Raw genomic sequence first — 20,571 nt, 5'->3', positions numbered from 1 at the left:
GCCGGCGTGATATAACTTTGCGCCGACACAAAAAAGAAAGAGCCGCCCAGATAAAAATACAGGTGGGACGGCAGTACTCTTCCGAAAACCAAAGGAGCAAATCACGATGCGCGTGATGAAGTGGAGCATGATCGCCCTGGCTGTTTCAGCAGGCACCTCGCAGTTCGCAATGGCGTCCGCCCAGGACGATTCCAAGGGCTTTGTTGAAGACAGCACTTTCAGCATCAATACTCGCGCTCTGTACTTCAGCCGCGATTTCCGTAACAACCCGTCGGGGCCTGGCTCCAAGAGCCGTGCAGAAGAGACCGGCCTTGGCTTCAACGCTCTGTACGAATCGGGCTTCACCCAAGGCACCGTGGGTGTCGGTGTTGACGTGATCGGCCTGCTGGGCGTGAAACTCGACAGCGGCAAGGGTCGTGCAGGCACTGGTCTGTTCCCAACCGGTTCCGACGGTCGTTCGCAGGACGACTACTCCAAAGGCGGCGGCGCGGTTAAATTCCGTATCTCCAATACTGTCCTGAAAGTCGGTGACCAGTACACCACAGCCCCTGTGTTCGCTTCCGACGACAGCCGTCTGCTGCCGGAACTGCCACAAGGTATCTCGATCACCAGCAACGAGATCAAGGGCCTGAAACTGGAAGGCGGTCACTTCACTTCCAGCGTCGCGCAGAACCAGACCTACCGTGACAGCCTGGGCCTGACCAAGACCGACTTTGTCGGCGGTGTCTACTCGTTCACTCCAGAAGTCACCGGTAGCCTGTACTACGCGAAAACCGAAGACTACTTCCGTAAGTACTACAGCAACCTGAACTGGACCCACGCGCTGAGCGACGACCAGTCCTTTGCTCTGGACTTCAACATCTACGACACCAAGAGCGAAGGTGCAGGCCTGCAGCGTGCCGAGAAAGATGGCACCACCAAGCTCGACAACCGCGCGTTCAGCTTGCAGGGTGCGTACACCATTGGTGCTCACACCTTCACCCTGGCTGCTCAGAAAGTCACTGGCGACGGCGACTACGGCTACGGCGTAGACGGCGGCGGCTCGATCTTCCTGGCCAACTCCATTGCCCGTTCCGACTTCAACGCCGAAGGCGAGAAGTCCTACCAGGCACGTTACGACATCAACATGGCAACCTTCGGCATTCCTGGCCTGAGCTTCATGACTCGTTACGTGACCGGTAGCGGCGCCAACACTGGCACTACCTCGAACGGTAAAGAGTGGGAACGCGACATCGAAGCCAAGTACGTCGTGCAGAGCGGCCCAGCCAAAAACCTGAGCCTGCGCCTGCGTCAAGCGACCTATCGCTCCGGTGATGGCGTGTACTACGGTTCGCCTTCGATCGACGAGCTGCGTCTGATCGCGAACTACCCGCTGAACATCCTGTAATTGCCCGTTCAATTACAACGATGACTTAAGGCCTCGGCCTTAAACAAAAAGCCGCTCCCCTGTTTGCAAGGGAGCGGCTTTTTTATTGCAGTTTTAAGTCAGCTCATAATAACTAGCTAGCTAAGTAACTAAAGTCAGCTGGCACGTTTAACTTGACCTTTCGGCCAAGTTAAACATGATGCATGCCATTACTTCGATGCGGGCTCCTGCATTACGCGAATAACCCGCTGCGGAAATGGAATATCAATCCCCGCTGCCTTTAAACGATCACGCGCCAGCTCATTAAGCATGAACACCACATCCCAATAATCCGGGGTGTTGGTCCAGCAGCGCAGGGAAACCGTGATCGAGCTGTCGCCCAAGGTCGAAACCACCGCCACCGCAGCAGGATCGGTCAATACGCGTGGATCCTTGGCCAGCTCCAGCAACACTTCACGAGCTTTTTGCAAATCCGCCTCATAATCCACGCCCACGTCAAACACCACCTTGCGGGTCGGCTGACGGTTGGTGTTGGTGATGATGCCGTTGGACAGGCTGCCGTTAGGAATGATCACCGTCTTGTTGTCACCGGTGCGCAGCACGGTGTGGAAGATCTGGATGCTGTCGACGGTACCCGAGGTGCCCTGCGCTTCGATCCAGTCACCAATGCGAAACGGGCGGAACAACAGAATCAGCACGCCACCGGCGAAATTCGCCAGGCTGCCTTGCAAGGCCAGGCCGATAGCCAGGGTCGCCGCGCCAATCGCGGCAACGAACGAGGTGGTCGCCACACCGATCATCGAGGCCACGTTGACCACCAGCATGACTTTGAGCGCGATATTCGCAAGGCTGGTGATGAAGTGTTGCAGCGCCAGGTCCGCACTGCGCAAGGCCAGCAGGCGACCCACGCGGTGGGTCAATAGGTTGATCAGCCACCAGCCGATGGCCAGGGTGAGCAGCGCCAGCAACACGCGGCTGCCGTATTCCATGATCATCGGGATCCACGACTGTGAGGTCTTGATCAAGTGATCCATTTCAGCGTTTAAATCCATGTAGCTTCTCCTGTGTGGCGGATGTGCGGCTTTATTGACTGCCTAAAAACGCAAATGAGCCCCGTAGGGCTCAAGTGTAGGCACGGATTCTGCGGCGTGGGACGTCAAAAACGCCCGCAGGTTCCGCAAAGTGCCATCAGTCGCGAAAGTTATTGAACTGCAGCGGCATGTCGAAGGTCTTGGCGCGCAGGGCCGCAATGGCCTCTTGCAGGTCATCACGCTTCTTGCCGGTCACGCGCACCTGCTCACCCTGGATGGCGGCCTGGACCTTGAGCTTGGCATCCTTGATATGCGCGACGATTTTCTTCGCCAGCTCCTTGTCGATGCCTTCCTTGAGCACGGCTTCCTGCTTCATCAGCTTGCCGGAGGCATAGGCGTCCTTGATTTCAAGGCACTGCGCGTCGATCTTGCGCTTGACCAGCGACAGCTTGAGGATCTCGATCATCGCTTCCAGCTGGAAATCGGCTTCAGCGGTCAGGTTGACGGTCAGCTCCTTTTCCTTGAACTCGAAGCTGCCCTTGCCCTTGAGGTCATAGCGACGGTCCAGTTCCTTGACGGCGTTCTCGACGGCGTTGGTGACTTCGTGTTTGTCCAGTTCAGATACCACGTCGAACGAAGGCATGTGATTTCTCCAATATAAGGGGCGGGCTCAGTAGAGATGGAGCGCGCCCGAGCTAAAATGCCGGGGCATTATAGCGGTTCTTTCGTCCCGTTCACCGCTGATGACCCTACGGAGCACACACTGATGTCGACCACCTGGCATATTCTCGGCGCCGGCAGCCTGGGCACACTCTGGGCCACGCGCCTGGCCCGCGCCGGGCTGCCTGTGCGATTGATCCTGCGCGATGAGGCGCGCCTGGCCAGCTATCAGTCGAGCACGGGCCTGACCCTGGTGGAACAGGGCATCGCCCACACCTACCCGGTGGTTGGCGAAACGCCCGACAGCCCGGAACCGATCCGTCGCCTGCTGGTGGCGTGCAAAGCCTACGACGCGCAAAGCGCTGTCGCACAGCTGCAACATCGCCTGGTGCCCGACGCGGAACTGATCCTGCTGCAAAACGGCCTCGGCAGCCAGGACGCGGTGGCCGCGCAATTGCCCCAGGCACGCTGCATCTTTGCCTCCAGCACCGAGGGCGCATTTCGCGATGGCGACTGGCGCGTGGTGTTCGCCGGTCATGGCTACACCTGGCTGGGGGACGCGGGCCACCCCACCCCACCGCTGTGGCTGGACGACCTGTACGCCGCCGGCATCCCCCACGAGTGGAGCACCGACATCCTGACGCGACTGTGGCGCAAGCTGGCCCTCAATTGCGCAATCAATCCACTGACCGTGCTTTACCAGTGCCGCAACGGCGAGTTGCAGGCCCACCACTGCGAAGTGGCCACCCTGTGCGCCGAGCTCGGCGAACTATTGGAATGCTGCGGCCAACCCGCCGCCGCGCAGGATCTGCAGCACGAAGTGGAACGGGTGATCCACGCCACCGCCGCCAATTACTCCTCCATGTACCAGGACGTGGCCAACGCCCGCCGCACCGAGATCAGTTACTTGCTGGGCTATGCTTGCCAGGCGGCCGCCCGTCACCAACTGAAGCTGGCGCATTTGCAACAATTGCAGGTGCGTTTGATCGACCTGTTGGCCGCACGCGGATTGCCCCGCGACTGAGGCACGCGCTACCCTGCCAACCTGTCTATCACCTGGGAAAACCCTGATGCCGCTGCGCCAGCGTCTTGAAAACTTACCGGTAGGGCAGAAACTGCTGGCCGCCCTGCTGGTACTGCTGACCACTGTACTGCTGGTGGCCAACCTGACCTTTATCAGCGCCGCCTACTGGATCTCCCAGGAAAGCATGGCCCCCCAGGCTTTGCAGGCCATAGGACGACTGGTGTCCAACCCGGCCCTCGCCGCCGAAGCCCTCGAATCCCCGGCCAAGGCCGAAGCGCTGCTCAACGAGCTGACCAGCTATTCGCCGCTGCGCGCTGCCGCCCTGTACGACGGCGAAGGCAACCGCCTGGCGCAGATGCAACACGGTGATCGCCTGCATCTGCCGGATCACTACCGGCATATCGAAGCCTGGCGCGTGACCGAGTTTCGCAGCAACCAGGTGATCACCCTGCCCCGCGTCGGCCAACCGTCCGGGCATCTGTTGCTGGTGGCCAGCAGCGAACTGCCGGTGGCGTTCTATACCGGCACGCTGACGGCCAGCCTCGGCATCCTGATTTTCAGTGTGCTGCTGTGGCTGGTGATCGCGCGGCAGATCAAGCGCCTGATTACTCGGCCGATCCACGAGCTGGAAGAACTGTCGCGCCAGGTGACCCGTGAAGAAAACTATGCCCTGCGCGCCGGCCGTGGCAACCGCGATGAAATCGGCAGCCTGGCCGAAGCGTTCAATACCATGCTGTCGCGCATCGAAGCCCGTGAGCAGCAACTCAAGCGCGCGCGGGACGACTCCCAGGCCGCCTATGACCAGGCCCAGGGGCTGGCCGAAGAGACCCGCCATACCAACCGCAAGTTGGAACTGGAGGTGCAGGTCCGCAGCAAGATCGAGAAAAAACTCACCGGTTTTCAGAATTACCTGAACAGCATCATCGACTCGATGCCCTCGGCGCTGATCGCCCTGGATGAGCAACTGTATGTCACCCAGTGGAACCAGGAAGCCAGCGCGCTTTCCGGTACGCGCCTGGACGAAGCCCTGAACCAGCCGATCTATCTCGCCTTCGAACCAATCAAACCGTTCCTGCCGCAGATCAAGGCCACGATCGAACAACACACGGTAGAACGCATCGAACGTGTCACCTGGATCAAGGATGAAGAGCCCAAGCATTACGCCCTGACCTTCTATCCACTGATGGGCGGTGCCGGGCGTGGCGTGGTGATCCGCATCGACGACATCACCCAGCGCCTGTCCCTGGAAGAAATGATGGTGCAGTCGGAAAAAATGCTCTCCGTCGGCGGGCTGGCCGCCGGCATGGCCCATGAGATCAACAACCCGCTCGGGGCAATCCTGCATAACGTACAGAACATCCGCCGCCGCTTGTCCGCCGACTTGCCCAAGAACCTCGAATATGCCGAACAGGCAGGCATCGAGCTGGCGACGGTCAATCGCTACCTGGAGGGGCGTGAAGTGCCGCAACTGCTCGATGGCATCCAGCAAGCCGGGGCACGCGCCGCCAAAATCGTCACCCACATGCTCAGCTTCAGCCGTCGCAGCAACCGACAGATGGCACCTTGCGACCTGCCGGCGCTGATCGACCAGGCGGTGGAAATTGCCGGTAACGACTTCGACCTGACCATCGGCTTCGACTTCAAGGGCCAGGCCATCATCCGTCAGTTCGACCCACAGCTAGGCCCCGTGCCCGGCACCGCCAACGAGCTGGAACAAGTGCTGCTCAACCTGTTGAAAAACGCCGCCCAAGCCATTCACCTGCGCGAAGGCGACAGCGAACCGGGGCGTATCATCCTGCGCACCCGCCTCAATCCGCCATGGGCCGAGATCCAGGTGGAAGACAACGGCATCGGTATGAGCGAGAACGTGCGCAAACGCACCTTCGAACCGTTCTTTACCACCAAGGAAATCGGCCAGGGCACCGGGCTGGGCTTGTCGGTGTCGTATTTCATCATTACCAACAACCACAAAGGCCAGATGGAAGTGCATTCCACACTTGGTCAAGGCACCTGCTTCACCCTGCGCCTTCCCTTGGCCGGCAGCCAATTGCCGCCTTATGAACCGACCCAACTGGAGCACTGACCATGGGCTTTCGCCTGTCGAAAATTTACACACGCACCGGCGACGGGGGCGAAACCGGGCTGGGTGATGGCCGCCGTGTGCCCAAGGACCACCCGCGGGTGGACGCTATCGGCGAGGTCGATACGCTGAACAGCCAACTGGGGTTGTTGCTCGCCGGTCTTGAAGAGCAGAGCGGCAAGCACCCTGAACTCAAGGACGTGATCGAGGTACTTACGCCTTGCCAGCATCGTTTGTTCGATCTGGGCGGTGAGTTGGCGATGCCGGTGTACAAGGCGTTGAGCGCGGCGGAAGTGGATCGGCTGGAAGCGGCGATTGATCGCTGGAATGAAGAGGTCGGGCCGCTGGAGAACTTCATCCTGCCCGGAGGCTCCGCGTTGATTGCCCAGGCCCATGTCTGCCGCAGTCTGGCGCGCAGCGCGGAACGGCGCTGTCAGCACCTCAACGCGGTGGAGCCGTTGGAGGGAGTGGGGTTGGCGTATATCAATCGGTTGTCGGACTTGCTGTTTGTGGCGGCGCGGGTGATTGCCAGGCGCCAGGGTGTGGCTGAGGTTTTGTGGCAGGCGGCGGCCAAGCCACACTGAGATTTTTCAGCTGAATGACAGGACCTCATCGGGAGCAAGCCCCCTCCCACATTTTGTCCACATTCCAAAGGTGGAACTCGGTCGAATGTGGGAGGGGGCTTGCTCCCGATAGGGCAAGTCAGAACAGCATCAAACCTGCGGCCAGAACGCTCTGATACCTGCCACTCCTTGCGCCCCGGCTTCCCAAGCCTGCTCCCGCTCACCCGGCCCCACCCCACCCAGCAGAAACACCGGCCTGCTGAACCCACGGATCAACTGTGCCGCCTGCTCCCAACCCAATGGCTGGGCATCAGGGTGCGTCCGGGTAGGCTGCACCGGCGACAGCGTGACAAAATCCACGTCCATCAATTGCGCCAGTGCCAGCTCTTCAGCGTTGTGGCACGACGCAGCCAACCAGCGGTCCTTCGGCAGCGGCCGGCCTTTGCTCGCGTATTTACGCAGTTGGGCCGAGGTCATGTGCCAGCCGGCCGCTGGAAAATCTCCCAGCCATTCAAACGGTCCCTTGAGCATCAACTGTGCCTTGCCGGCGCACAGGCCCACCGCATCCACCGCCAGGTCGCGGTATTTGGGGTCGTAGCCGTTGGGTGCGCGCAGTTGGACCAGTTTGATGCCCCCGGCAATAGCCTTCTGAATCCCGCGCAACAGCGTCGGGGTTTCCAGTTCGCCCGGCGTGATCAGATACTCGGCGGGCAGGCGCGCGGCAGCCACGATCGGCGCGTTGGCGGCCGGGAACGCGAAGTTGATCAGGTCCCGCGGCGCCACCCATTCCAGGGGTTGCCCCTCGGCACCGTGCGGCTCGCCGGTAAAGGCCGAGACTTCCCAGACATCCAGCAACACCTGTTTGTCCGGGTAGTCATGGTGCACCTTGATCAACGGCCGCGCCGTGGTGACCTGGATGCCCAACTCTTCCTGCAGTTCGCGGGACAGGGCCACAGCGACCGACTCGTCGGCCTCCACCTTGCCGCCGGGAAACTCCCAGAGGCCGCCCTGATGCTGGGTATCGGCGCGGCGCGCCAGCAGGATCCTGCCATCGACACCGCGGATCACCGCCGCTGCTACATGCACTCGTTTCACCGCGCTCATCCTCCAGGCTTCAGGTACGGTATTCCGCGTTGATCTTCACGTACTCGTGGGACAGGTCGGTGGTCCAGATGGTTTCGCTGCACTCACCGCGACCCAGTTCGATACGGATGGTGATCTCTTCCTGCTGCATCACCGCCGAGCCCTGGGCTTCGGTGTAGCTCTCGGCGCGGGCGCCACGGCTGGCGATGCACACGTCACCGAGGAACACGTCGATCTTGCTCACGTCCAGGTCCGGCACTCCGGCACGGCCAACCGCGGCGAGGATGCGGCCCCAGTTCGGGTCGGAGGCGAACAGGGCGGTCTTGATCAGCGGCGAATGGGCCACGGTGTAGCCGACATCCAGGCATTCCTGGTGATTGCCGCCGCCGTTGACTTCGACCGTGACGAACTTGGTTGCACCTTCACCGTCACGCACAATGGCCTGGGCCACCTCCATGCACACCTCGAACACCGCCTGCTTCAACGCTGCGAACAGCGGGCCGCTGGCCTCGGTGATTTGCGGCAGGTTGGCCTGGCCGGTGGCGATCAGCATGCAGCAGTCGTTGGTCGAGGTATCGCCATCGATGGTGATGCGGTTGAACGACTTGTTGGCGCCGTCCAGGATCAGGCTGTGCAACACCTCGCGGGAGACTTTGGCGTCGGTAGCGATATAGCCGAGCATGGTGGCCATGTTCGGGCGGATCATGCCCGCGCCCTTGCTGATGCCGGTCACGGTCACGGTCACGCCATCGTGTACGAACTGACGGCTCGCGCCTTTTGGCAAGGTGTCGGTGGTCATGATGCCGGTGGCCGCCGCCGCCCAGTTATCCACAGACAGATCGTCCAGCGCGGCTTGCAGGGCGCCTTCGATTTTCTCGACCGGCAGCGGCTCGCCGATCACGCCAGTGGAGTACGGCAGCACTTGGCTGGCGTCCACGCCGGTCAGTTGAGCCAGCTTCGCACAGGTGCGCGCGGCGGCAACAAGACCTGGCTCACCGGTGCCTGCGTTGGCATTGCCGGTGTTGGTCAGCAGGTAACGAATAGCGCCGGCAACGCGCTGTTTGGCCAGGATCACCGGCGCGGCACAGAACGCGTTGAGGGTGAACACACCGGCGACGGTCGAGCCTTCGGCACAGCGCATCACCACTACATCCTTGCGCCCCGCACGTTTGATGCCGGCAGAAGCGATACCGAGTTCAAAACCGGCAACCGGGTGCAGCGTGGGCAAAGGACCAAGACCAACAGCCATGAATGCGCTCCTCAAAAAATAGGTGATATCTGTGCCGTCGCTATCGACGGGGGAATTAATGGCAAAACGCCGCGACGGCAAAGGCCGGTCGCGGCGCGGGGTGTTGCAGCGTCAGGCGAAAATCTTATTCGATCTGGCCGTGGCAGTGTTTGAATTTCTTGCCCGAACCGCAGTAGCACAGCTCGTTGCGGCCCAGTTTCTGCTCGTTGCGCACTGGCGATTGAGCCAGGGCCACATCGACCTCCTCGCCCAATACTTCAGGCGCGTCCAGGCCCGGTGCTTCGTCGTGCTGGAACTGCATGCGCGCCGCCAGTGCCTCGGCTTCCTGACGCAGGCGCGCCTCTTCCTCGATCGGGTCTTCGCGACGCACCTGAACGTGGGACAGCACGCGAATCGAGTCGCGCTTGATCGAATCCAGCAACTCGGAGAACAGCGTGAAGGACTCGCGCTTGTACTCCTGCTTCGGGTTCTTCTGGGCGTAGCCGCGCAGGTGGATACCGTGACGCAGGTGGTCCATGGTCGACAGGTGGTCTTTCCACAGGTCGTCCAGCACGCGCAGTACGATTTGCTTCTCGAAGGTGCGCAGTGCTTCGGCACTCGCCTGCTCTTCTTTCTCGTTGTACGCGGCCAGCAGCTCGGCCATCAGTTTTTCACGCAGGGTTTCTTCGTACAGGTGGTCGTCTTCGTCGAGCCATTGCTGGACCGGCAGGTCGACACCGAAGTCGCTCTTCAACGCAGCTTCCAGGCCGGCAACATCCCACTGCTCAGGCAGGGACTGTGGCGGGATGTGCGCGCTGACGGTGGCGTTGAGCACGTCCTGACGGAAATCGGCGATGGTCTCGCCAATGTTGTCGGCGGCCAGCAACGTGTTACGCATGTGATAGATCACTTTACGCTGTTCGTTGTTGACGTCATCGAACTCGAGCAGTTGCTTACGAATGTCGAAGTTGCGCCCTTCAACCTTGCGCTGGGCCTTCTCGATGGCGTTGGTCACCATGCGGTGCTCGATCGCTTCGCCGGACTGCATGCCCAGGGCCTTCATGAAGTTCTTCACGCGGTCCGAGGCGAAGATGCGCATCAGGCTGTCTTCCAGGGACAGATAGAAGCGGCTGGAACCGGCGTCACCCTGGCGACCGGCACGACCACGCAACTGGTTGTCGATACGGCGCGATTCGTGACGCTCGGACGCAATCACCTGCAGGCCACCGGATTCCAGCACGGCCTGGTGGCGCTTCTGCCAGTCAGCCTTGATCTGGGCGATCTGCTCAGGCGTCGGGCTGTCCAGGGAGGCCACTTCCACTTCCCAGTTGCCGCCCAACAGGATGTCGGTACCACGACCGGCCATGTTGGTGGCGATGGTCAGTGCGCCTGGGCGACCGGCCTGGGCAATGATCTCGGCTTCCTTTTCGTGGAACTTGGCGTTGAGGACCTTGTGCTCGATGCCTTCCTTGTTGAGCAGGTTGGACACATGCTCGGAGGTCTCGATGGTCGCGGTACCCACCAGGATCGGGCGCCCCTTGGACAGGCCGTCCTTGATGTCGTTGATGATCGCCGCGTATTTCTCTTCGGCGGTCAGGAACACCAGGTCGTTGAAGTCTTTACGCGCCAGCGGCTTGTTCGGCGGGATGACCACCACCGACAGACCGTAGATCTGGTGGAACTCGAACGCTTCGGTGTCGGCCGTACCGGTCATGCCGGACAGCTTGTTGTACAGGCGGAAATAGTTCTGGAAGGTGGTGGACGCCAACGTCTGGCTTTCGGCCTGGATGTTGAGCATTTCCTTGGCTTCGATCGCCTGGTGCAGGCCTTCGGACAGACGGCGACCCGGCATGGTGCGGCCGGTGTGTTCGTCGACCAGTACTACCTGGCCATCCTGCACGATGTATTCGACGTTGCGATGGAACAGCTTGTGGGCGCGCAGGCCGGCATACACGTGGGTCAGCAGGCCCAGGTTGTGCGCCGAGTACAGGCTTTCGCCTTCTGCCAGCAGGCCGATCTGGGTCAGCATGTCTTCTACATACTGGTGGCCGGCTTCGTTGAGTTCGACCTGACGGGTCTTCTCATCGATGGTGAAGTGACCTTCTTTGGTCACCACGCCTTCCACTTCCTCGATGTGCTGCTCAAGACGCGGGATCAACTTGTTGATCTCGGTGTACAGGCGCGAGCTGTCTTCGGCCTGGCCGGAGATGATCAGCGGGGTACGGGCTTCGTCGATCAGGATGGAGTCGACTTCGTCGATCACGGCAAAGTTGAGTTCGCGCTGGAATTTTTCTTCCATGCTGAACGCCATGTTGTCGCGCAGGTAGTCGAACCCGAATTCGTTGTTGGTACCGTAGGTGATGTCGGCGGCGTAGGCGGCGCGTTTTTCTTCCGGCGGCTGGAACGGCGTCACGACGCCGACGGTCAGGCCGAGGAATTCATACAGCGGGCGCATCCAGTTGGCGTCCCGGCGAGCCAGGTAGTCGTTCACCGTCACCACGTGCACGCCCTTGCCGGACAGTGCGTTGAGGTAAACACCCAGGGTCGCTACCAGGGTCTTGCCTTCACCGGTACGCATTTCGGCGATCATGCCTTCATGCAGGGTCATGCCGCCGATCAACTGGACGTCGAAGTGGCGCATGCCCATGATGCGCTTGCCGGCTTCGCGGGCGACCGCAAAGGCTTCGGGAAGCAGCTTGTCGAGGGTTTCACCTTTGGCTATGCGGGCCTTGAACTCTTGGGTCTTGGCGCGCAATTGCTCGTCCGACAGGGCAACCATCTGCTCTTCGAAGGCATTGACCAGCTGCACCGTCTTGAGCATGCGTTTGACTTCGCGCTCATTCTTGCTTCCAAAAAGTTTCTTTAACAAAGGCGCAAACATATCGGCAGGTTCTTCCACACATAGGGATGGAGGGCGCACCGTGAGTGGCCCGAGCAGCCCTCACGGCCGCATGCGAACGCGCATTCTACCCGGAATCGTGGGTGAGGAAAGTGGCGTTGTTCCTAGATGCTGGCATGGCGCCGTGAGAGGGCCTGTTTAAAATAAGGGCTTTTGCGCGAACTTCAACCCATGGAGCGCAGAAGTTACCTATTGATTTGACAGGCAAAGCCTCATTGACGCTTTGCCTGGGGGCATGCAGGCGCTTTCTGCTAAGATGGCCGCTCTGTTACTTAAGGTGTCCAATAATGGCATTTCGCCCTCTTACAGCCCGCGCTCCCGGCGCGTTGCTTCGCGAAGCCAAGCCGTTGAAAGCCATCTTTGGCCATGCACAACGCTTGGGCCATTTGCAGCGACTGCTCGAAAGCCAACTGCAACCGGCCGCGCGCGAACATTGCCATGTAGCGTCCTGGCGCGAAGGCAACCTGCTGCTGATTGTCACCGATGGCCATTGGGCGACCCGCCTGCGCTACCAGCAAAAACGCCTGCAGCGGCAATTGATGGCCTTTGATGAATTCGCCAACCTCACACGCATCCAGTTCAAGGTACAGCCCCCCACCGTCCAGCAAGGCGCGGTCGGGCATACCATCGACTTATCGGTGAGTGCGGGCGAAACCATTCAGGCCACCGCCAATGGCATCAAGGATCCGGGCCTGCGCGCAGCGCTTGAGCGGCTGGCCGCCCACGCCAAGCCCAAGACCTGAGCCGCTACTTGCGCTTGCCGCCGCCCAGCAAAGACCCCAACAAGCCACGCACCAATTGCCGCCCCATCTGATTGGCGGCCTGCTGCATCGCTGACTTGAGCGCCTTGCCTGCCGCGCTGCCCAGAAACGCCCCTGCCTTATCGGTAAAGCTCGGCTCCTCGGCAACCGGCGTGGCGTCTTCGGCAGGGCCCAAATCCTTGCGGGCCATCAGCACCTCATAGGCCGACTCCCGGTCAATCGGTTTGTCGTAGCGCCCCTGCAAGGGCGAACGCGCGATCAGTGCGACGCGTTCTGCCTCGGTAAGCGGTCCGATCCGCGATTGCGGTGGCGCAACCAATACCCGCTGGACGACTTGCGGCGTACCTTTTTCCTGCAAGGTTCCGACCAGCGCTTCCCCGGTGCCCAGCTCGGTGAGCACCGCCAAGGCATCAAACGCCGGGTTTGGCCGAAAACCGTCTGCCACCGCGCGCAGGGATTTCTGCTCTTTGGTGGTGAATGCGCGCAGGCCATGCTGGATACGCAAGCCGAGTTGGGCGAGCACCGTGTCCGGCAGGTCGCCAGGCGATTGAGTGACGAAATACACGCCAACCCCTTTTGAACGAATCAACCGCACCACTTGCTCCAGGCGCTCCTGCAAAGCCTTGGGGGTGTCGGCGAACAACAGATGCGCCTCATCGAAAAACAGTGCCAACAGCGGTTTTTCCGCATCGCCGCGCTCGGGCAATTGCTCGAACAATTCCGCCAACAGCCACAGCAGGAAGGTCGCGTACACCTTCGGCGCCTCGTGCACCAGGCGGCTGGCATCCAGCAGGTGGATGCGCCCGCGCCCGTCGCTGGCCGGTTGCAGGAGATCTTCAAGCTGCAGGGCCGGTTCGCCGAACAACGCCTCCGCGCCCTGTTGTTCGAGCACCGCCAGGCGCCGCAACAGGGCCTGGCTGGAGCCGGTGGTCATCAGCGCGGCGTCGTCACCCAATAACTCCGGGTGATAGCGCAGATGATTGAGCAGCGCCTTGAGATCCTTGAGGTCCAGCAGCAGCAAGCCTTCGCGATCCGCAACCTTGAATGCCGCGTAGAGAGCCGACTGCTGGCTGTCCGTCAGCTCCAGCAAACTGCCGAGCAACAACGGGCCCATTTCACTGATGGTGGTGCGCAACGGATGGCCGGACACCCCGTGTATATCCCACAGCGTGACCGGATACGCCTGGGCCGTGTAATTCAGGAAAGGCATGCCGGCGATACGCTCCGCCACCTTACCCTGAGGGAAGGCAGCGGCCCCCAGGCCACAGAGGTCCCCTTTGATATCAGCGGCGAATACCGCCACGCCCGCATCACTGAAGGCTTCGGCCAGGCGCTGCAGCGTGACGGTCTTGCCCGTACCCGTGGCGCCGGCAATCAGCCCGTGACGATTGGCCAGGCGCATGGCCTGGGCGATGGGCTGGCCGTCAAGGTCGGCGCCGATAAGGAGTTGCGTGGAGTCAGGCATTTCGTCACCCATGGTTAATCTTTAGTGTCGCCAGGTCGATAAAACAGATGTGAGACCCATAAAAGTCTAAAAACGCTCGGATACTTCCTACAGGGAGCAACGGAAATATCAAACTTTTTTTGACGCGAATCTTCGGCATGTTCCACAAGAGCGCGCCTTGGATATTGATATCAAGACCTTAGCGGACCCTACAAGCCATGAATAAAAACCTACGTTTCAGCCATAAAATCCTGCTTGCAGCCTCCCTTATCGTGATCGTGGCTTTTTCGCTGTTTACCCTCTACAACGACTACCTGCAACGCAACGCCATCCGTGACGACCTCAATAGTTATCTGCATGAGATGAGCGATGTCACCGCCAACAGTATCCAAACCTGGCTGAGCGGGCGTATCGCGCTGGTGGAAAACGCAGCACAGAACATCGCAATCAACCCTGAACCCGCTGTCGTTGCCAGCCTGCTGGATCAGAAAACCCTGACATCTTCATTCATGGCGACCTACGTGGGCGACAGCAAGGGTGCCTTCACCATCCGTCCCGACACCAAGATGCCGGACGGTTTCGACCCCCGCGTTCGTCCCTGGTACAAAGGCGCCCAGGCCAGCAATGGCTCAACGCTGACCGAACCCTACATCGACGCCGCCACCGGCAAACTGATCATCTCCATCGCAACCCCAAGCACCCGGGCCAGCGAGGCCGTGGGCGTGGTCGGCGGCGACCTCAGCCTGCAAACCCTGGTGGATAACATCGGCGCGCTGAAGTTTGGCGGCATGGGCTACGCGTTCCTGGTGAGTGCCGACGGCAAAGTGCTGGTCCACCCGGACAAGAACCTGGTGATGAAGACCCTCGCCGATGTGTATCCGAAGAACACTCCGAAAATCAGCAGCGACTTCAGCGAAGTCCAGGCCAACGGCAAAGACAACATCGTCACATTCACACAGATCAAAGGCCTGCCCTCGGTGAACTGGTACCTGGGGGTATCGGTGGACAAGGACGAAGCCTACGCAATGCTCAGCAAATTCCGCACATCAGCGGTGATTGCCACCGTGATCGCGGTCGTGATCATCATCGCGCTGCTGGGCATGCTGATCCGCGTCCTGCTGCAACCGCTGCACCTGATGACCCGCGCCATGCAGGACATCGCCGATGGCGAGGGTGACCTGACGCGCCGCCTGGCCATCCAGAATCATGACGAGTTCGGCACCTTGGGTGACGCGTTCAACAGCTTCGTGGAACGTATTCATACCTCCATCCGCGAGGTGTCCTCGGCCACGGAGCAAGTCAACGAAGTGGCACTGCGCGTCGTCAGCGCGTCCAATTCCTCGATGGTCAACTCCGATGAGCAAGCCAACCGCACCAACAGCGTCGCGGCCGCGATCAATGAACTGGGCGCCGCCGCGCAGGAAATTGCGCGCAATGCGGCACAGGCGTCCAATCAGGCCAGCGATGCCCGCCAACTGGCCGAAGATGGGCAACAGGTGGTAGAGCGCAATATCAAGGCGATGACCCAGCTGTCCGCGATGATCAGCGCCTCCAGCAGCAATATCGAAGCACTTAACAGCAAGACGGTGAACATCGGCCAGATTCTTGAGGTGATTACCAGCATCTCCCAGCAAACCAACCTGCTGGCGCTGAATGCCGCCATCGAGGCTGCGCGGGCGGGCGAGGCCGGGCGTGGTTTCGCCGTGGTCGCCGATGAAGTGCGCAACCTGGCCCATCGCACCCAGGAATCGGCGCAACAGGTGCAAACCATGATTGAGGAGCTGCAAGTCGGTGCCCGCGACTCCGTGAGCACCATGGGGGAAAGCCAGCGCCACAGCCACGACAGCGTGGAGATCGCCAACCTGGCCGGGGAGCGCCTGAACAGCGTGACCCAGCGCATTGGCGAGATCGACGGCATGAACCAATCGGTCGCGACCGCCACCGAAGAGCAAACCTCAGTGGTGGAGTCGATCAATATGGACATCACCGAGATCAACACCCTGAACCAGGAAGGCGTGGAAAACCTGCAGTCGACCCTGCGCGCCTGCGCCGACCTTGAGCGCCAAGCCTCGCGCTTGAAGCAACTGGTGGGCAGTTTCCGGATCTGATCCACCGCAGGCGCCGGTCCGGCGCCTGCACTGACGCCCTGCGATGAACGCCAACCGAACATCTATTCTTACCGAAGGTCCACGTAAGGAGAGCAATGGATCGGAGGGACGTTCATCGTGCATATCGCTGACATAACCATGTTCTACGCCCCGGCCAGCGGCGGCGTGCGCACCTACCTGGATGCCAAGCACCGGCGTCTGGCGCTCAAGTCCGGTATCCGCCACAGCCTGTTGATCCCAGGCGCACAGTTTGGCGAACACGATGGGATATTCACCGTGCCCTCGCCTCCCCTACCCTTCGGCAAGGGCTATCGTTTCCCACTGCGGCTGGCGCCATGGCGAAACGTCCTGCGTGATCTACAGCCCGACCTTATAGAAGTGGGCGATCCTTACCTGACTGCCTGGGCCGCATTGGATGCTCGGCGCCAACGGGATGTGCCGGTCATCGGGTTTTATCACTCCGACCTGCCCCTGCTGGTGAGCAACCGGATGGGGCCCTGGTTTGCGCCGAATGTCGAGGCGTACGTCGGCAAACTCTATGGGAATTTCGACCGCGTACTGGCCCCTAGCCAGGTCATGGCCGACAAACTCGTGGGCCTTGGCGTGAGAAATGTCTTCGTGCAGCCGCTGGGCGTGGATCTGCACACCTTCACGCCGGACGCGCGCGACCCTGGACTGCGCGCAGAATTGGGCATCAACGAGGACACGCGTCTGCTGATTTTTGCCGGGCGCGGTTCAAAAGAGAAGAACCTGCCGGTGTTGCTCAACTGCATGAAACGCCTGGGTGACCGCTATCACTTGCTGCTGGTGGGCTCCGGCATGCCGAACAACGTGCCGGACAACGTCAGCGTGATCGATAGCTTCCGCCCCGCCCCGCATGTCGCCCGGTTGATGGCCAGTGCCGATGCGCTGCTGCATGCCGGCGACCAGGAAACCTTTGGCCTGGTCATTCTGGAGGCCATGGCCTGTGGCATACCGGTGATCGCCGTGGCCGCCGGTGCCTTCAATGAAATTGTCGATGAACGCTGCGGCCTGTTGTGTGCGCCCAACAACCCACAGGCGATGGCCAACGCGGTGCGCGAACTGTTCAGCACCGACAGCCGCCGCTTGGGCGCGCAGGCCAGGGATCACGTAGAACGGCGGTATGCGTGGGATACGGTGGTCGACAGCCTGCTTGGGCACTACCACGCGGTCACAGGCAGCCACACCCCCATGCTCGCCCATGGCTGAGCGCTCGGTGCTGTTGGTGCTGCACGATGTGGCGCCGCACAACTGGACCGACTATCGCCCGTTTGTCGAGGCTGTCGATACGCTCGGCCCTGTACCGATCACCTGGCTGGTGGTGCCCGACTTCCACCAACACGACGCCCTGGCCGCTCACGGCGATTTCCGTCGGCTGCTGGATGGCCGGGTTGCCAGAGGCGACGAACTGGCGTTGCACGGCTACTACCATCGCGACGACCAGCCCGCCCCGCGCACGGCCAGGGACTGGTTCATGCGCCGGATCTACACCCATGAGGGCGAGTTCTATCAACTGTCACAGGCCCAGGCACTGCAGCGTCTGTGTGCGGGGATTGAGGTATTTCGCCGCAACGACTGGCCGTTGCAGGGGTTTGTCGCGCCCGCCTGGCTAATGAGCCAAGGCACCCGTGAGGCATTGCGCCAATTGCCGTTTTGCTACACCAGCGACCCGCAGCACCTGTATCGGCTGCCCGACTTCAGCCGCATCGACGCACCCGGCCTGGTCTGGAGCGCCCGCAGTGCCTGGCGCAGAGGCATGTCCAAAGTGATCAGCGACTACCGGGAAGCGCGTTGGCGGGCCGCTCCGGTGATTCGCTTGGGACTGCACCCGGTCGATATGCGCCACGAATTTTCCCGACGCTATTGGTTCGACACCTTGAAGCGGTTGCTGAAGGCTGGACGAATTCCGCAGACCAAAGCCGCCTGGCTGGCGGCGCAACCTTGAGCCAAGGGGTCACGGCGTGAAGGGGGTCAATCCTTGGCCGGCACTTGGGTATCTACACCTCTCGTGTAGTAGGTTGAACCTGTGGCGAGGGGGCTTGCCCCCGATGGCGGCCTGACAGCCGACCAGGATGTTGGATTAGACCGAGTACATATCCGTTGCTGCGGTAACGGCCACTTAGGGTTACGCCCTTACGGCGTGTCACTTTGCGTACACGAAAGCGGCAAAGTAACCAAATGCTCTTGCCCCAACACTCGGCACCTCGCTTAGGCTCGGTGTGCCCGAACACAGGCTTGAATCCGTGGGCCGCCGCCCTGCCGGGTTACCCACGGATTCAAGCCTGCGTTCGGCCAGCGTGTTTGACGGGGCGCCTGAAATCAAGATCAAGATCAAAAGCCAGAGCCAGAGCCAGAGCCAGAGCCAGAGCCAGAGCCAGAGCCAGAGCCAGAGCCAGAGCCAGAGCCAGAGCCAGAGCAACAGCCTAGGAGCAAGAGCAAGCAGTTGTGTAGATACCTATGCACTTGGAGGGTTGTCCGTCTCCTGCAATTGCTCCCACAATTGGGCGGCGCCCGGAAACTCGGTACCGTCCTCGGCATCCAGTGCATCCGGGTCATATCGGCTCAGGCATCCTTCCCCCAACGTCGCGGGCGCCTTGGCGGTGGCTTTATCGAGAGGGTCGGTCATTGCGCGGTCCTGCCATGCAGTGAAAAAAAGGGCCTGAAGCGATTTAACGCCCAGGCCCTTGATTGTTCAACAGGTGTCGATCAGAACACCACGGTCTTGTTGCCGTGCACCAGTACGCGATCTTCCAGGTGGTAACGCAGGCCGCGGGCCAGCACCATTTTTTCGACGTCACGGCCGAAACGCACCATGTCTTCGATACTGTCGCTATGGCTGACACGTACCACGTCCTGCTCGATGATCGGGCCGGCGTCCAGCTCCTCGGTCACGTAGTGGCAGGTCGCACCGATCAGCTTGACGCCACGCAGGGACGCCTGGTGATAAGGCTTGGCGCCTACGAACGACGGCAGGAAGCTGTGGTGAATGTTGATCACCTTGCCCGCGTATTCACGGCACAACTGCGGAGGCAGGATCTGCATGTAGCGCGCCAGTACGACCACATCGGCTTCATGCTGCTTGACCAGACGGGACACCTCGGCGAACGCCGGCTCCTTGTCCTGTGGGTCGACCGGTATGTGGTAGTAAGGAATGCCGTGCCACTCGACCATGCTGCGCAGGTCGTCATGGTTGGAGATGACGCAGGCGATCTCGCAGTCCAACTCATCGCTGTGCCAGCGGTGCAGCAAGTCAGCCAGGCAGTGGGATTCGCGGCTGGCCATCAATACCACGCGCTTTTTCTGCTCGGTGTCAGTGATGTGCCAGGTCATCGAAAACTCTTCGGCAATCGGCGCAAACGCCTCGCGGAAGGCCTCAAGACCAAAGGGCAACGTGTCGGCACGAATTTCGTGACGCATGAAGAACCAACCACTCAGATTGTCCGAGTGATGGCTCGCTTCGGTGATCCAACCGTTATGGGAGGCCAGAAAGTTACTGACCTTGGCAACGATGCCGACCCGGTCCGGGCAAGCAATCACCAGCCGAAAAGTGCGCATTAGGGGAAAACTCCAGAACTTCGCAAAGGCCGCCATTCTAGCGATTGCGCAGGAAAACTGCAGTATTCGTTCGCGCTTATTCTGATCGGGGACGCGTGCATTGCCCCTTAATCGCCCAGGGTTTTACCGCCCTTATATGACGCTACTGTGTCCTTCCAGGCGTGTGGTGATTTCCCGCGAGATTATGTTTCGTTCTACACCGTTGTAATTAACGAGGTCGCAGGGATTTGCCGCAAACATTCAACCTAATTCACATAAATGCGGCCTTAAATGTTTACTTGAGGAAACTGCCTGACTATTATTAGCCAACGTTCACTGTCCAATCAGCGCTCTCCATAAGGTAGTCCACATGTCCCTGATCAACGAATACCGTGCCACCGAAGAAGCTATCAAAGAGCTGCAAGCCCGTTTGAAGAACCTGTCCCAAGACGACAAACTGAAAACCGAGCTGGAATTCGAAGGTAAATTGCGCACCCTCATGGGTGAATACTCCAAGTCCCTGCGCGACATCATTGCGCTGCTGGATCCAGAGTCGAAAGTTAAAGCACCTCGTGGCGCCGTGAAAACTACCGGCACCAAGCGCGCTCGCAAGGTCAAGCAGTACAAGAACCCGCACAACGGCGAAGTGATTGAAACCAAGGGTGGCAACCACAAAACCCTGAAAGAGTGGAAAGCCAAGTGGGGCGGTGACGTGGTTGAAGGCTGGGCTACCCTGCTGGGCTAAGCCGACGCGGATACGCAACATATT

General features: G+C 60.6%; 17 protein-coding genes and 1 pseudogene. 10 read left to right on the top strand and 8 right to left on the bottom strand.

The features are described 5' to 3' along the window. Positions 1-106 precede the first annotated feature (106 nt). The gene (locus V6M90_RS10995) at positions 107-1,387 is read left to right on the top strand and encodes an OprD family porin (protein WP_003175812.1); all 1,281 of its coding nucleotides are present in this window, start codon (positions 107-109) and stop codon (positions 1,385-1,387) included. A gap of 188 nt (positions 1,388-1,575) precedes the next feature. Here the strand turns inward: V6M90_RS10995 and V6M90_RS10990 are convergent, their stop codons facing one another. Then, the gene (locus V6M90_RS10990; protein WP_332846466.1) at positions 1,576-2,418 is read right to left on the bottom strand and encodes a mechanosensitive ion channel family protein; all 843 of its coding nucleotides are present in this window, start codon (positions 2,416-2,418) and stop codon (positions 1,576-1,578) included. 136 nt (positions 2,419-2,554) lie between these two features. After that, entirely contained in the window at positions 2,555-3,040 is a 486-nt protein-coding gene (locus V6M90_RS10985) for a YajQ family cyclic di-GMP-binding protein (RefSeq protein ID WP_003175814.1), read from the bottom strand. Between the two features lie 123 nt (positions 3,041-3,163). Here V6M90_RS10985 and V6M90_RS10980 point away from each other — a divergent pair, with 123 nt between their 5' ends. From V6M90_RS10980 to V6M90_RS10970, 3 genes are read left to right on the top strand one after another with little or no spacing between them, the layout of a single operon-like run. Then, the gene (locus V6M90_RS10980; RefSeq protein WP_141063347.1) at positions 3,164-4,081 is read left to right on the top strand and encodes a putative 2-dehydropantoate 2-reductase; all 918 of its coding nucleotides are present in this window, start codon (positions 3,164-3,166) and stop codon (positions 4,079-4,081) included. Positions 4,082-4,127: 46 nt separating this feature from the next. Further along, positions 4,128-6,164 carry a sensor histidine kinase gene (locus V6M90_RS10975; RefSeq protein WP_141063348.1) on the top strand — a complete coding sequence of 679 codons (2,037 nt, stop codon included), beginning with the start codon at positions 4,128-4,130 and terminating at the stop codon, positions 6,162-6,164. A gap of 2 nt (positions 6,165-6,166) precedes the next feature. Next, on the top strand, positions 6,167-6,745 hold the full coding sequence (locus V6M90_RS10970; RefSeq protein WP_141063349.1) for a cob(I)yrinic acid a,c-diamide adenosyltransferase: 579 nt from the start codon (positions 6,167-6,169) through the stop codon (positions 6,743-6,745). A 129-nt stretch (positions 6,746-6,874) separates the two neighbouring features. Here V6M90_RS10970 and V6M90_RS10965 read toward each other — a convergent pair whose 3' ends face one another. The 3 genes from V6M90_RS10965 to secA form a co-directional block, all read right to left on the bottom strand. Then, the gene (locus V6M90_RS10965) at positions 6,875-7,819 is read right to left on the bottom strand and encodes a Nudix family hydrolase (protein ID WP_042945938.1); all 945 of its coding nucleotides are present in this window, start codon (positions 7,817-7,819) and stop codon (positions 6,875-6,877) included. 19 nt (positions 7,820-7,838) lie between these two features. Then, entirely contained in the window at positions 7,839-9,056 is a 1,218-nt protein-coding gene (gene argJ / locus V6M90_RS10960; RefSeq protein ID WP_003175819.1) for a bifunctional glutamate N-acetyltransferase/amino-acid acetyltransferase ArgJ, read from the bottom strand. A gap of 124 nt (positions 9,057-9,180) precedes the next feature. After that, a complete protein-coding gene (secA, locus tag V6M90_RS10955; RefSeq protein WP_042945209.1) occupies positions 9,181-11,916 on the bottom strand; it encodes a preprotein translocase subunit SecA in 2,736 nt (911 codons plus the stop codon). A 305-nt stretch (positions 11,917-12,221) separates the two neighbouring features. On the opposite strand from secA, the gene V6M90_RS10950 reads away from it, so the two are divergent. Next, a complete protein-coding gene (locus V6M90_RS10950; protein WP_003175821.1) occupies positions 12,222-12,677 on the top strand; it encodes a DUF721 domain-containing protein in 456 nt (151 codons plus the stop codon). 4 nt (positions 12,678-12,681) lie between these two features. Here the strand turns inward: V6M90_RS10950 and V6M90_RS10945 are convergent, their stop codons facing one another. Beyond that, the gene (locus V6M90_RS10945; RefSeq protein ID WP_003175822.1) at positions 12,682-14,160 is read right to left on the bottom strand and encodes a helicase HerA-like domain-containing protein; all 1,479 of its coding nucleotides are present in this window, start codon (positions 14,158-14,160) and stop codon (positions 12,682-12,684) included. Between the two features lie 197 nt (positions 14,161-14,357). Between V6M90_RS10945 and V6M90_RS30130 the strand changes: the two are divergent. The 4 genes and pseudogenes from V6M90_RS30130 to V6M90_RS10930 form a co-directional block, all read left to right on the top strand. Then, positions 14,358-15,389, top strand: a pseudogene (locus tag V6M90_RS30130) (cache domain-containing protein); the annotation flags it as partial. 93 nt (positions 15,390-15,482) lie between these two features. Further along, positions 15,483-16,247: a methyl-accepting chemotaxis protein gene (locus V6M90_RS30125; protein WP_370694862.1), complete on the top strand. Its 765-nt coding sequence runs from the start codon at positions 15,483-15,485 to the stop codon at positions 16,245-16,247. Between the two features lie 117 nt (positions 16,248-16,364). Further along, positions 16,365-17,477, top strand: a complete 1,113-nt coding sequence (locus V6M90_RS10935) for a glycosyltransferase family 4 protein (RefSeq protein ID WP_003175824.1) — start codon at positions 16,365-16,367, stop codon at positions 17,475-17,477. Further along, complete coding sequence (locus V6M90_RS10930) at positions 17,470-18,213, top strand: DUF2334 domain-containing protein (RefSeq protein ID WP_003175825.1); 744 nt, start codon at positions 17,470-17,472, stop codon at positions 18,211-18,213. Before V6M90_RS10935 ends, V6M90_RS10930 begins: the two co-directional genes overlap by 8 nt. A 510-nt stretch (positions 18,214-18,723) precedes the next feature. Here V6M90_RS10930 and V6M90_RS10925 read toward each other — a convergent pair. Further along, positions 18,724-18,894 (bottom strand): hypothetical protein, encoded by a 171-nt coding sequence (locus tag V6M90_RS10925; protein WP_003175826.1) that lies wholly within the window; start codon positions 18,892-18,894, stop codon positions 18,724-18,726. Between the two features lie 80 nt (positions 18,895-18,974). Beyond that, positions 18,975-19,823 (bottom strand): formyltetrahydrofolate deformylase, encoded by an 849-nt coding sequence (purU, locus tag V6M90_RS10920; protein ID WP_003175828.1) that lies wholly within the window; start codon positions 19,821-19,823, stop codon positions 18,975-18,977. Positions 19,824-20,172: 349 nt separating this feature from the next. Here purU and mvaT point away from each other — a divergent pair, with 349 nt between their 5' ends. Beyond that, on the top strand, positions 20,173-20,547 hold the full coding sequence (gene mvaT / locus V6M90_RS10915) for a histone-like nucleoid-structuring protein MvaT (RefSeq protein WP_003175830.1): 375 nt from the start codon (positions 20,173-20,175) through the stop codon (positions 20,545-20,547). Positions 20,548-20,571: the final 24 nt, after the last annotated feature.

Origin of the sequence: Pseudomonas lactucae, assembly GCF_036688725.1 — a bacterium.
Lineage (GTDB): Bacteria > Pseudomonadota > Gammaproteobacteria > Pseudomonadales > Pseudomonadaceae > Aquipseudomonas > Aquipseudomonas lactucae.
This window is presented reverse-complemented; position numbering and strand designations above follow the sequence as displayed.